At 40.5% G+C, this 12,973-nt stretch carries 16 protein-coding genes; all 16 read right to left on the bottom strand.

All coding sequences use genetic code 11. The features are described from left to right. Positions 1-13: 13 nt before the first annotated feature. Positions 14-193 carry a YqzL family protein gene (locus HBHAL_RS20905; RefSeq protein ID WP_223254201.1) on the bottom strand — a complete coding sequence of 60 codons (180 nt, stop codon included), beginning with the start codon at positions 191-193 and terminating at the stop codon, positions 14-16. A 70-nt stretch (positions 194-263) separates the two neighbouring features. Further along, entirely contained in the window at positions 264-1,169 is a 906-nt protein-coding gene (gene era, locus HBHAL_RS12490) for a GTPase Era (RefSeq protein WP_014643793.1), read from the bottom strand. A gap of 77 nt (positions 1,170-1,246) precedes the next feature. Continuing rightward, the gene (locus HBHAL_RS12495) at positions 1,247-1,627 is read right to left on the bottom strand and encodes a diacylglycerol kinase family protein (protein ID WP_014643794.1); all 381 of its coding nucleotides are present in this window, start codon (positions 1,625-1,627) and stop codon (positions 1,247-1,249) included. Further along, positions 1,602-2,069, bottom strand: coding sequence for an rRNA maturation RNase YbeY (ybeY, locus tag HBHAL_RS12500; RefSeq protein ID WP_041601672.1), 468 nt, complete (start codon positions 2,067-2,069; stop codon positions 1,602-1,604). Before ybeY ends, HBHAL_RS12495 begins: the two co-directional genes overlap by 26 nt. A gap of 326 nt (positions 2,070-2,395) precedes the next feature. Continuing rightward, positions 2,396-3,358 carry a PhoH family protein gene (locus HBHAL_RS12505; RefSeq protein ID WP_014643796.1) on the bottom strand — a complete coding sequence of 321 codons (963 nt, stop codon included), beginning with the start codon at positions 3,356-3,358 and terminating at the stop codon, positions 2,396-2,398. A 2-nt stretch (positions 3,359-3,360) separates the two neighbouring features. Then, complete coding sequence (gene yqfD, locus HBHAL_RS12510) at positions 3,361-4,548, bottom strand: sporulation protein YqfD (protein ID WP_014643797.1); 1,188 nt, start codon at positions 4,546-4,548, stop codon at positions 3,361-3,363. Between the two features lie 10 nt (positions 4,549-4,558). Further along, on the bottom strand, positions 4,559-4,843 hold the full coding sequence (gene yqfC, locus HBHAL_RS12515; RefSeq protein ID WP_014643798.1) for a sporulation protein YqfC: 285 nt from the start codon (positions 4,841-4,843) through the stop codon (positions 4,559-4,561). A gap of 69 nt (positions 4,844-4,912) precedes the next feature. Beyond that, a complete protein-coding gene (locus tag HBHAL_RS12520; RefSeq protein WP_014643799.1) occupies positions 4,913-5,425 on the bottom strand; it encodes a hypothetical protein in 513 nt (170 codons plus the stop codon). A gap of 30 nt (positions 5,426-5,455) precedes the next feature. Then, the gene (floA, locus tag HBHAL_RS12525; RefSeq protein ID WP_014643800.1) at positions 5,456-6,451 is read right to left on the bottom strand and encodes a flotillin-like protein FloA; all 996 of its coding nucleotides are present in this window, start codon (positions 6,449-6,451) and stop codon (positions 5,456-5,458) included. Then, positions 6,448-7,806 (bottom strand): NfeD family protein, encoded by a 1,359-nt coding sequence (locus HBHAL_RS12530; RefSeq protein WP_014643801.1) that lies wholly within the window; start codon positions 7,804-7,806, stop codon positions 6,448-6,450. The genes floA and HBHAL_RS12530 overlap by 4 nt, the downstream gene beginning before the upstream one ends. A 119-nt stretch (positions 7,807-7,925) precedes the next feature. After that, on the bottom strand, positions 7,926-8,372 hold the full coding sequence (locus HBHAL_RS12535) for a GatB/YqeY domain-containing protein (protein ID WP_014643802.1): 447 nt from the start codon (positions 8,370-8,372) through the stop codon (positions 7,926-7,928). Between the two features lie 23 nt (positions 8,373-8,395). Then, positions 8,396-8,569, bottom strand: a complete 174-nt coding sequence (gene rpsU, locus HBHAL_RS12540; protein WP_014643803.1) for a 30S ribosomal protein S21 — start codon at positions 8,567-8,569, stop codon at positions 8,396-8,398. A gap of 563 nt (positions 8,570-9,132) precedes the next feature. Then, on the bottom strand, positions 9,133-9,804 hold the full coding sequence (gene deoC, locus HBHAL_RS12545; protein WP_014643804.1) for a deoxyribose-phosphate aldolase: 672 nt from the start codon (positions 9,802-9,804) through the stop codon (positions 9,133-9,135). 84 nt (positions 9,805-9,888) lie between these two features. After that, positions 9,889-10,650 (bottom strand): 16S rRNA (uracil(1498)-N(3))-methyltransferase, encoded by a 762-nt coding sequence (locus HBHAL_RS12550; RefSeq protein WP_014643805.1) that lies wholly within the window; start codon positions 10,648-10,650, stop codon positions 9,889-9,891. A gap of 6 nt (positions 10,651-10,656) precedes the next feature. Further along, positions 10,657-11,601 (bottom strand): 50S ribosomal protein L11 methyltransferase, encoded by a 945-nt coding sequence (prmA, locus tag HBHAL_RS12555; RefSeq protein WP_014643806.1) that lies wholly within the window; start codon positions 11,599-11,601, stop codon positions 10,657-10,659. A 212-nt stretch (positions 11,602-11,813) separates the two neighbouring features. Further along, entirely contained in the window at positions 11,814-12,935 is a 1,122-nt protein-coding gene (dnaJ, locus tag HBHAL_RS12560) for a molecular chaperone DnaJ (RefSeq protein ID WP_014643807.1), read from the bottom strand. Positions 12,936-12,973 lie beyond the last annotated feature (38 nt).

Below are 12,973 nucleotides of genomic sequence, written 5' to 3' on the forward strand. Positions count from 1 at the left end.
CCCGCTTCTAGTCTTACAAATTTAAATCCTCTTGAGATTCCTGTTCGATAGAGGAAGCTTGATGTTCAGGAGATTGCTGACTTTGTTCCTTCATTTCCTTCATCAATAAATAAGTTTCAATGTTTCCTGTTTGTCTAAACACATTCCATGGAAGGTTTTCGAGCAAAAGAAACACCGCCTTTCTTATATTCACTGAGCATCGGAATTACATCATTAGCATGCTTCTTAAAGGTGAAATCATAAGACTTAATTTTTTCCAACTCTTAATAATCTTCTTCGTTATACCCAAAATCACTTAGCTGAACTTGACGGTTTCTCCAGTCTTTCTGGACTTTTACCCAAAGTTCTAAAAAGACTTTGCTGCCCAATAAAGATTCAATATCGTGTCTGGCACGCTTGCCTATCTCTTTAAGCATACTTCCCTGCTTACCAATAATAATTCCTTTTTGAGATTTTCTCTCTACTATTATGGCAGCCTGAATATAAACAGCATTTTTATTTTCTCTTGGCTCAATCCCTTCAATTACTACAGCTATAGAGTGTGGGATTTCTTCATGAGTCAAGTGCAAAACCTTTTCACGAATGAATTCACTAATAACGAATCGTTCAGGATGATCCGTAATCTGGTCTTCAGGATAAAATTGCGGTCCTTCTGGTAAATGTCCTTTTAATACATCGAGCAAATGGTTTACGTTATTTCCTTCTAAAGCAGAGATAGGGATGATTTCTTCAAAGTCCAGCTTTTCCTTATACTGTTCAATAAGAGGAAGCAGCTGGTCGGGATGTACTCGATCAATTTTATTAATAATTAAATAAACTGGCTGATTTACACGCTGCAATCGATCAATTATAAATTGATCACCACGGCCGTATCCTTCTTCGGCATTGATCATAAATAATATGGCATCTACCTCATTTAATGTATTTTCTGCTACATTAACCATATAATCTCCGAGCTTATGTTTAGGTTTATGAATACCTGGAGTATCGATAAAGACAATTTGAGACTCTTTATCTGTCATAACTCCCTGGATTTTATTCCTGGTTGTCTGTGGTTTGTCACTCATAATCGCGATTTTTTCTCCAATTACGCGGTTCATAAAAGTGGATTTGCCTACATTTGGCCTGCCCACAATTGTGACGAAACCGGACTTGAAATTATCATTCATAGTTGTGCCTCCAATGTTTCTTCCTTCACTTCGTTATTACTGAACTTACGATCAAGTTCTATGTGTTTACTCATCTATTAAAATAAGGTGATCAAATGCGGGACAAAGATAAATCCCCCTACAATTAACGAGGCTATACTAGCTATTAGTACAGCTCCGGCCGCAATATCTTTAACAAGGCCTGCCAGTGGGTGATATTGAGGCGCCAGGTAATCCATCACTCGCTCGATACTTGAATTAATCATCTCCAGCGTAATGACAATGGCAATCATAATGATAAGAAGTGCCCATTCTACAGTAGATACTCTTAAAGCCGCACCCGCTGCAATACACAGAGTTCCGGCAATCAGATGAATACGAAAGTTTCTTTCTGAACTCCAAACTTCCTTTATTCCCTTCCATGCAAAACGAAAGCCGATGGACTTCTTTTTTTTATGACCTTTCAAGTCCGAATTCATGAAGGATTTCCTCTTGTCTATTAAACATCGATTTTTCCTCTTCTTCATTTTCATGATCATATCCTAATAAATGCAAAAAGCCGTGAAGGGCTAAGAAACCTAATTCTCTTTCCAGCGAATGACCGTAATCTTCAGCCTGTTCCTTCGCCTTATCTAGAGAAATCACGATATCGCCAAGCATGAGAGGGAGGTCTTCGCTGAGAATTTTTGTTTCGCCTTCTCCTTCTTCCTGCATAGCAAAAGAAATTACGTCAGTAGGTTGGTCTTTCTGACGATAATTTCGATTAATTTCTTGAATCTCGTTGTTATCAACAAAACTTATGGAAACTTCAGCGTCCGGTTGTACACCCTCTTTATCACCTGCAAAACGAATGATACGTTGGATTAAATCCACATAAGCTTCATCTACTGAATTAGTTTCATCTTGAAAATCGATTTGAATCATATTATTTCCTCCTCAAGCTGCAATTTTCACTAACATGCTGTATTCAGGAATGTAATTTATACAATGATTGAATATAGCTTCTTCCGTTATTTTCATCAAAGATAGCTAACGACTGTTGGATTTATTACCCACGTCCTAACTTTCCTAAACAACGCAGACATTTTTGGTTTCTTTATTAATATAAGTTGTTATAGACCATGATACCTTCAAGAGCGAAGGAAAACAAATCCACCTCGCAAAAAAAGTTTAACGTAACCCAAGCCTTACCTATGTAAAAATCTAATCTTTCTTCATGAAATAAAACAAGGCCCGTATAAAGGGCCTTAGGAATTGTCTTTCTCATAAGCGTCGATGATCCGCTGTACTAGAGGGTGTCTTACTACATCAGATTGATCTAAATGAATGAAGGCAGACCCTTTTACTTTACCGAGCTTTTCTTCTGCAACCTTCAAGCCTGACTTAACCCCTTTTGGTAGATCAACTTGAGTAATATCACCTGTAATAATCATTTTGGAACCAAATCCAAGACGAGTCAGAAACATCTTCATCTGTTCAGGAGTCGTATTTTGAGCTTCGTCTAAGATCGCAAAGGCATCATCCAGGGTACGTCCTCGCATATAAGCAAGAGGGGCTATTTCAATCGTACCTCGGTCAATGAGACGTGCGGTATGTTCCGTTCCAAATACATCATGAAGGGAATCGTAAAGCGGTCGGAGATAGGGATCCACCTTTTCCTTAAGATCTCCGGGTAAAAACCCTAGGCTTTCGCCAGCTTCAACTGCTGGTCGAGTTAAAATGATTCGTTTCACATCACCTTTTTTCAAAGCATTTACTGCCATAACGACAGCCAAATAAGTTTTACCGGTCCCTGCTGGACCAATACCGAAAACTAAATCATTGTTTTTAATAGCAGAGATATAGTTTCTTTGCCCAAGTGTTTTTACACGTATCGATTTACCTTTACTGTTCCTTGTGATTTCATCTTCAAATAAAGCTTCGAATTGATTGATTTTACCTTTTTTGGCTAGTTCTACGGCATAAACAATATCTCTTTCCGTAATGGTTAATCCTTTACGAATAATAGCAAGCACAGAATGAAGAATATCCTCCACTAATTGAACCTGCTCGGCTTGTCCGGAAACTCGAACCGTTTCCCCTCTTGAAATAATGGTTACTTTTAATTGTTCTTCGATCTGCTTTAAATTTCTATCTTCTGTCCCAAAAAGGGCCAGCGCTTCGGTTGTATTATCTAATTGAATGTCCATTGTTTTTAAATCTTCCGGCATACTCAATCTCCTTGACTTATATACTTGGTCACTGCTATGTTTTCATGAACTTTGAATAATAGGATTAATTTTACTTTACCATTCTCCTCACGAAGGTGCAAAACTTTTTCTTTCATGACTTTAGCCTCTTTTCCAAGGTATTGGTTCAGGCTTTCTCTTGCTGTTATAATTCCCATTTTTTGGATTTTATCTTTGGATTGTTCGTATTTTTTTGAGTCTATTTCATAATAATGAATGGCTTTTAGGTCAATTGGTGACCTCCATCCAAACCATTCCCAATTGGTCTCTTCGTTCTCACTTCTGAATTGTGAGCCCTTTCCCTTCCACCATCCCCATATAGGAAGAGTTAAAGATCCAATTTTCAATTGGTACTCTCTTACTTCCAGTCCATCAGTTAACTGAAGCACTTGTGTCATCGGAAGATTTTGGTCGACTTTATACCAGGTTTCGGCGATGACCTCACCCTCCGCATGGACAAGTATATCTTTATCTTCAACCAATTGACCCGTAGCCAGTTTTTGGCCTTTTTTAACTACATCATTTACGGTAACAAGTGGTCTTCCTTTTTCAATAAACGTTTTTACTATCATGCCCTTTTTTTCTGCCACCAAGTCAGAGGGACGAAGGTTCTTATTTGTATCATGCCTGGTCTTTTCTACACCGTACAGCTGATAACTTGTACCCTTCTTATTAACTCCTATCCATAAAAGATCAGGAATATCATCAAGCAGCTTTCTTTGTATATCATTAGGATCGTCCATACCAATTGTCAACTTGCCCGGGGAAACGCCATAGGTTTTTAATTTTTTTTCTACATTAGCTTCCAGTTCGGGAGTCAAGCCTTCCACTTTAATAGACCAAAGTGTATTAGCTAATAAAAAAACGACTACAACGGAAAGCATGAAAGCGGCCATTAAAGCTTTTCGCTGTGTGATTTTCCTGTAATAGAACGGAAGGCCTCTTCCTCCCAAGATCGAAAGTTTACAACGATACTTTTTCCGTAACTGCCTGAAAGTTTTCCATTCACTAAGTCTAATGCTCATTATTACTTCATGTTCATTGACTCGCTTAATATTTGAAATTACACATCCCCTTCGGACGCACGCCTGGAGGAACGGTTCAATCATTTTTCCTTGCACTTTAATTTTCATGCTGCCTTGAAAGAAGTCATGCTGCATCTTCATAGTCATTTACTCCCCCTTAAGCTTCAGGCAGGAATTCCACCGATTTTATTTCTCCCTCTAGCAATAGTTCTTCTTTCAGCATCATCTTTACTCCAAGATCTTTTCCAATTATCTTCACTTGGCCCTGCTTATATTGAATCCTTACTTCATTATCGGAAAAATGCAGAAGCCCCGTGTGATTTTCTATGTACACATGAATCGACCCAATTGTCGTAATTCTGGGTAAATCAAGCATTACATCAGAAGGTAAATCGAAATAACGTCCGATCCATGTACGGATTTGCTTTTGCCATTTAGTCATTCGACTCCCCCCTCTTTTTATTTATACGAAAAACGCACGAATTGTATCACTACAATTCGTGCGTTTCGTTTATCTTTTTCTTGGATGAGATTGATGAGGCTTATACGCTCGGGGCTGCCCGAGTATCTCTGCTGCAAGAACTCCTTCAGCTAATCGTTTCTTATCCCACTTATTCAATTTTTTAAGTTTAGGAAGATTAGGTACAGGGTCTTCCTCGGGCACATAACGCTCCATTTGCCCTTCCTGGATCTTACCAGTGGTATGAATATCCTTATTCGGTGTTTCGTACGTAAACGTTCTCTGAGGGTCTTTAGAAACTTTATCTTTTGAATACCCTTTGATCTTTTCCTGTTGTTCTTCATAGTATTCTTGCAGACTTTTCTGACCCGCTTCCGTTCTTAAAGGACCTCGCTCCTCCGCTTCCTCAGAAGGTGCGCTTGGATACCTGGAGGGTCCAGGCTGATTTTGTTTACGTTCATCTTCCTGATCATTTCCCATTCGGCTGAAAAAGCTAATAATACCGCCTATAACAGCAGCTACAATGAGAAAGTTACTGAATAATAGTTCAAAAAGTTCTCCCATAATAATTCTCCTTTTCGCTAATCAAGGGGATTAACTTTCTTCACCTTCGCCCTGCTCGCCCTCAGACATCTTGCCAAGTGTATTTCTCATATCGGTGTCAGCATTAATATTTTGGTAATTCATATAATCCATGACGCCCATTTTTCCTGAACGAAGAGCTTCTGCAAGAGCCTGTGGAACTTCAGCTTCAGCTTCCACCACTTTAGCCTGCATTTCCTGTACGCGGGCGCGCATTTCTTGTTCTTGAGCAATTGCCATAGCCCGGCGTTCTTCGGCTTTAGCCTGCGCAATATTTTTATCAGCTTCTGCCTGGTCTGTCTGTAAGATAGCACCAATGTTCTTCCCGATATCAATATCCGCAATATCTATGGATAAGATTTCAAAGGCCGTTCCGGCATCTAGCCCTTTTCCTAATACATTTTGTGAGATCATATCAGGATTTTCCAACACTTTATTATGGCTTTTACTTGAACCAATGGTCGATACAATTCCTTCTCCTACACGGGCTATAACTGTGTCTTCACCCGCACCACCGACTAAGCGGTCGATATTAGCACGTACGGTAATTCGTGCTTTAGCTTTCACTTCTATGCCATCCATAGCAACACCCGCAATAAACGGGGTTTCAATAACTTTTGGATTTACGCTCATTTGGACAGCTTCTAAAACATCACGACCTGCCAGGTCAATCGCAGCGCAGCGCTCGAAACTCAATTCAATATTTGCACGCTGAGCAGCAATTAGCGCGTTAACCACCCGGTCAACATTACCGCCGGCTAAATAGTGACTTTCCAATTGGTTGGCATCTACATTTACACCGGCCTTATGAGCTTTAATCAATGGATTAATAACTCTGGAAGGTACAACTCTTCGTAACCGCATTCCAACTAGAGTGAAAATACTGATCTTGACTCCAGCTGCCAGAGCGCTGATCCAAAGCATCACCGGGATAAAAGTAAATAATACAGCTAATACAATGATAATGACACCAATGACAATAATTGGCATAAGTTCTTGTAGCGTCATTCTTTCTCCTCCTCTTTCTCTTTTGATGAAAGCTCACGTACTACTATACGGGAACCTTCTGTTTTTAACACTTTAACCGATTGTCCAGTGCCCACAAATCCTCCCTCAGTTACTACATCCAGGCGTTCACCATCGAAAACCGCAGTACCTGCAGGTCTTAAAGGGGTCATGGTTTCACCAACCATTCCAATCAACTCTAAGCGGCTGGTAGAGGATAAATATCCTTTCTCTGCAGAGGTGGAATCCTGAAGGATAATATGACGGAAAAAACCTCGCTCAAGCCCCATGGTTTTAAACAGTACAATGGAGACAATAATAGTCGCAATCAAGGCTATTCCAATACTCATGGCCATGTGCCCCATATCCGCAGATGAAAGCATAAGAGAGGCTACAATGGAAACGACTCCCGCAATTCCAGCAATACCTCCTGGTAGAAAGATTTCCGCTATAACAAGGCCTATTCCAAGTATTAGCAAAATAATAGCTTCATATCCAGCAAGTCCTGCCACAATGTGTCCATAAAAGAATAAAACGAGTGAAAGCAGACCCATTATTCCCGGTATTCCAAACCCCGGGGAATACAACTCTACGATCAGCCCGAGACTTGCGACGGAAAGCAAAATAGGAATGACGACCGGATCGGTTAAAAATCTGGCTAAATTCTCTGCCATTGTAGGATTATTTTCAGTTACTTTCGCTTCAGACAATCCTAACTCATTAAGTAATTCAACACGATCTTCTACAATACCTTCTGCATACCCTACTTCTTCGGCTTCACTAGGTCCAAGTGTTAAAAATTCTCCTTCAGCGGCATTATATTCGGGAAGGTCTACACTACTATCAGCCATTGCACGGGCGTAAATAGGATCTCGTCCATTGGATTCAGCAGCAGCTACCATCGAGGATATCCAGGCAGACTGGGCTTTTTTATCGGCAGCTGTACCATCTGAGTTAATTACTCCTGAAGCCCCCATAGTTGCTTGCGGTTTCATATAAATATTGTCCGCATTAAGAGCTATATAGGAACCTGCTGAATATGCCCGGCTGGTGACAAAAGCCGTATTCGGGATATCAAGGTCCTGAAAAATCTCACCTATATCTCCAGCAGCATCTACCCTGCCCCCAGGTGTATCTATTTCGAATATAATATGATCGACACCATTTTCAGCAGCTTCTTCCGTGGTCCTCTTTAGAAAAGCAGCCATCCCCCGTTCCACTGTATCTTGCACAGGAATAATATACACCTGCTCCCCTTCTCCCTGAGCGTGCACAGAAGAATAAAGGTGAAAGATGGATAAAGCAGCGGCTAACACTACCATGCAAAAGATTATGGATAAACGAAAAGTCCTTTTCATTAAACGATCACCTCCTTATGCTCTTAGCTTTCCCAAGGAATACTACATATACGAAAAGAACATCCTCCAGGTTTCAAAAAAATATAAAAAGACCTCTCTAAAAAGAGAGGTCTTTATATTTAAGATAATTGCTGAAGTACAAGCTTATTGACTTTGGAGCCATCGGCTTTACCTTTAACTTTAGGCATTACGGCACTCATGACTTTACCCATGTCACTTTTCGATGTAGCTCCTACCTCTTGAATTGTTTCTTGAACAACTTGTTTAAGTTCTTCATCTGAGAGCTGTTCCGGCATATATACTTGTAAAATCTCAATTTCACGCTTGAGTCCTTCTACAAGATCTTCGCGTCCAGCTTCTTTGAATTCGTGGAGGGAATCTTTTCTCTGCTTAACCTCACGGGTTAATACAGTTAATTCTTCTTCTTCAGTTAATGAATCTTTCCCCAATTTAATAGCCTCATTTTGCAAAGAAGCTCTAGCCATCCGGATCGTAGACAATTTTTCTTTGTCACGAGCTTTCATAGCGGTTTTCATATCCTGGGTCAGATTTTCAGTTATAGTCATCGTTCCGCACCCTCTATTAGTTACTACTTACGCTTTCTAGCCGCCTCAGACTTTTTCTTACGGCGTACGCTAGGCTTATCGTAATATTCACGCTTACGATATTCAGCTAATGTACCACTTTTTGATACATCCTTCTTAAAGCGACGAAGAGCATCTTCAAGAGACTCGTTTTTACGAACGCGAGTTGTGTTTGACATGCAATTTCCCTCCCTCCGAAGCAAAAACCTGATTCTTTGTATAGGAACCTCCCATACCTTTGACAATTATATTATATGGTTTAAAAACGGTCAACTTTTTTATTCATTACTTTTAGATAAATCACCTGTTTTTTACATGATAATTCAGTTTTAAATATGTAGATTTGGTTATATAGATAGGGGTTTCCTGATTTTTCAAATCCGGGTCCCTCTTCCAGAAAATTTTATCTTGATAATGGCAACCTTCTATTCGAGTGATGGTCCATTCACGATCACCCATAGGAATGAATGAATCAATGTTACATTCCATGTAAACATTCTCAGCTCATCACTATTCAAACATAGACGTGAGATTGATAAATAAGCATGCAACATTCCGCTAGAAAATTAGCATCACTCTCGATAAGTACTCCAACTACAGTTAACCATGCCTGGATAACAATTCAATTTCAGTGGTCCTGATTTTCCATTTGCTTCTTCAACCTTTGATTATATCTAATTATAACAGATATGGAAAAAAAAGAAAGCCGCTAGCTTTTCAGCAGGACGGCTCTCTCACAATATTAATAATCTGATGTTCCTTGTTCGCCCTTAAGAATAGAAATTCCTGCGCTGGCGCCTATGCGTGTAGCACCTGCTTCAATCATTTCGTTCGCACCTTCATAATCACGAACGCCGCCTGAAGCTTTTACTCCCATCTCTGGACCAACCGTTTTGCGCATAAGACTGATATCAGCCACAGTTGCTCCACCGCCAGAAAATCCAGTTGATGTTTTCACATAATCTGCTCCTGCCTCTTTAGCAAGGTGAGAAGCTTTTTCTTTTTCTTCTTCAGTTAATAGAGACGTTTCGATAATGACTTTTACGATTGCTTTTCCTGCTGCTTCACGTACAACAGCTTCTATGTCTGATTGTACAGCTTCAGCATTTCCTGACTTAAGCTCTCCGATGTTAATAACCATATCCACTTCTTCAGCACCTTTTTCAATCGCCTGACGGGTTTCAAAAGCTTTTGTTTCTTTAGTGGAAGCTCCTAATGGAAAGCCTATAACCGTACATACTTTTACGTCCGTGTCCTTTAACTTTTCATAGCAATAGTCTACCCAGTAAGGATTTACACAAACGGAGGCAAAGTCGTACTCTGCAGCTTCTTCGCATATTTGAGTGATCTTTTCCTTGGTTGTGTCTGGTTTTAATTGTGTATGGTCAATCATCTTTGCAAGATTTTGTCCCATGTATTTAATCTTCCCTTCTGATTTTGGAGTTGTTCGTACAACTAATTTTAACATACCTAGGCACATTAAGGAATCCAAGCTTCTTCAGCTATTCTTTCCTCTTTCCTCAAAATGATAAGAAAGAGTGGATAGGAAATATAAAGGCGCCGTTTCCATACGAAGAATTCTCGGACCAAGGCGCACCGTCAAAAAGCCTGCACTCACTAAATCACTAACCTCTTTTTCAGAAAAACCCCCCTCTGGTCCAAAAACGACCAGAACCCTATCGTCCGGCTTTATCATTTCTAATATAGAGGCGAGCGGTCTATATGATTTGCGACGTGCTTCATCTGCATGTGCCAGGATACACCAGTCATATTCTTTAGTTAAATGAATGAGCTCTTGAAAGGACAATAGAGAATGAATCTCGGGAATACGAATTCTTTCCGATTGCTCACTAGCTTCTTTAGCAATCTTTTGCAGCCGTTGAATTTTCTTTTCTGCCTTTTTTTCATCCCATTTAGCCACTGATCGCTCAGCCTGATAAGGAATAAATGTGAAGGCTCCAAGTTCCGTTCCTTTTTGAACGACTTGCTCTAACTTGTCCCCTTTACCAAGGCTTTGCACGATACTTACCTGAACGGGAAGTTCACGATTTTCCTCTAACCATTCCTCTACCCAGCATTCTACATGATTGGACGTTACTTCTGAAATTTCGCATATAGCCGGTCCAAGTTCCGGGTGAATTCCGATCAGCTTGTCTCCTTTATCCATGCGCATGACTCGAGAAATATGATGCACATCTTCTCCTGTAATCCACAGGCGCTCGTTTTCCCAACTAGATCCTTTTACAAAATAACGCTGCATCCAACATCACCTTGATTCTGGCTTTCTGGCAATAATACTGATCCAGTCTTCCATTTTATTCGTTTCCACAATATCAAAACCGGAACTTTTCAGACGTTCCAGCACCATTTCCTTTTTACCAGATATAATTCCGCACGTAATAAAATATCCTCCAGGTTTAACGACTTTAAAAGCATCATCCGTAAACCGAACGATAATTTCAGCCAGTATATTAGAAACAATCAGATCCGCTTCCTGTTCGACTCCTTCAAGAAGATTATTAAGCTTAGCGGAAACTTGATTTTCAACCCCATTCAACTCGGCATTAATCATGGTACTTTTTACTGCAATATCATCCAGATCAAAAGCATGAACGTGGCTTGCCCCTAATAAAACAGAGGCGACACTTAATATTCCAGAACCTGTCCCTACATCCAATACTAAATCGTCTTTTTGTAAATACTGTTCCAAAGCCTGGATACTAAGAACAGTTGTTGGATGAGTACCTGTCCCGAAAGCCATACCGGGATCCATTTCGATGATTATTTCATCACTGGAAACAGGAGTATAATCTTCCCATGTCGGCATAATGGTAATCCTTTCAGAGATCTTAACCGGCTTGTAATACTTTTTCCAGGCTGTCGCCCAGTCCTCTTCCTGAACCTCGCTAAGGGTTACTACATTTCTTCCCACATCTATCCCAAACTCATGGAGGTTATTTATAGATTGCTTAATTCCCTCAATCGTCTCCCCCAAAAAGCTGTTCATAGGTAAATAAGCTTTAACATAGACTCCTTCTTCAGGATAATCTTCAGGGTTCAATTCATAAATTTCTCCCAAATCAGTCTGGCCTTTCATCATATCCTGCGGGTCTTCAATTACGACTCCGCTGGCTCCTGATTCGTGTAAAATATTGGATATTGGTTCGATCGCTTCATTAGTTGTATGAATACAAAATTCAGACCATTTCATTGGACTCCACTCACTTTATAGTTTTTTATTGCCAGTATGCGAATACCTGCAGGCTATTTTTTTGCCTTCGGCTACGTTATTCCCCAGAATTGATAACAGCAAATAGAATTATATCTCATATAAAAAAGAGTGTCTGAGCGATTTACGGGACCTTACAGATTTAAAAACCCTGTGAACCGTTTTTCGTTCCAGACACTCTCCTTTTTATTCTATCAGTCACCTTTAAAGGCGCGCTTCATGCGTTCAAAAAAGTTACCGTGCTGCTCTTCTGTAGCATCGTTTCCGCTAATATCATTAAACTCACGCAGCAGTTCTTTTTGCCGTTCTGTAAGATTTTTCGGTGTGATAATTTTCATTTTCACGTGCTGATCTCCTTGACCGCGACCATGAACATTTGGAGCACCTTTTTCTTTCAAACGGAATGTTTTACCAGTTTGAGTACCTGCTGGAATCTTAAGCATAACTTTTCCGTGAACGGTTGGGACTTCAATCTCATCACCAAGGGCTGCTTGTGCAAAAGTCAACGGGATTTCACAAAAGATGTGGTCGCCCTCGCGCTGGAAGAACTCATGAGGCTGAACGCGGATCACTACAAACAGATCGCCTGCAGGTCCCCCATTTACTCCTGCCTCACCTTTTCCTTGGACACGGATTTGATGACCTTCATCGATACCTGCCGGGATATCAATATGAATTTTATTACGTTTTGTCACCCGGCCATCACCGCCGCAAGTTTGACATTTATCTTTAATAATTTTACCGCTTCCCTGACAGTAATGACATACTCTGCGGTTAACTACGCGGCCAAACGGTGTGTTCTGCTCCTGGTTGATTTGCCCACTGCCTTCACAGTGTGGACACGTGTCTGGCGTAGTACCTGGTTTAGCACCAGAACCATCACAAGTATCGCAGGCTTCTTCCACTGGAATTTCTACATCAGTACTTTTACCAAATATGGCTTCTTCGAATTGTAAAGTCATGGTGTATTGTAAGTCAGCACCCTTACGTGGAGCGTTTGGGTCACGCTGACGGCCACCACCGCCAAAGAACATATCGAAAATATCTCCAAAGCCGCCAAAGTCTTGACCGCCTCCGAAACCACCAAATCCTTGGTTAGGATCCTGATGACCAAACTGATCGTACTGAGCACGTTTTTGCTGGTCACTTAATGTTTCGTACGCTTCTTTCGCTTCCTTAAATTTCTCGGAAGCATTCTCCTCTTCACTAACATCAGGATGATACTTTCGTGCTAGTTTTCGGTAAGCCTTTTTAATTTCGTCTTTAGAGGCATCCTGGGATACACCCAGCACCTCATAATAATCGCGTTTACTCACTTGTCGATCACTCTCCCGGACACTATTACATAACGTTT

It is taken from the genome of Halobacillus halophilus DSM 2266 (assembly GCF_000284515.1).
Lineage (GTDB): Bacteria > Bacillota > Bacilli > Bacillales > Halobacillaceae > Halobacillus > Halobacillus halophilus.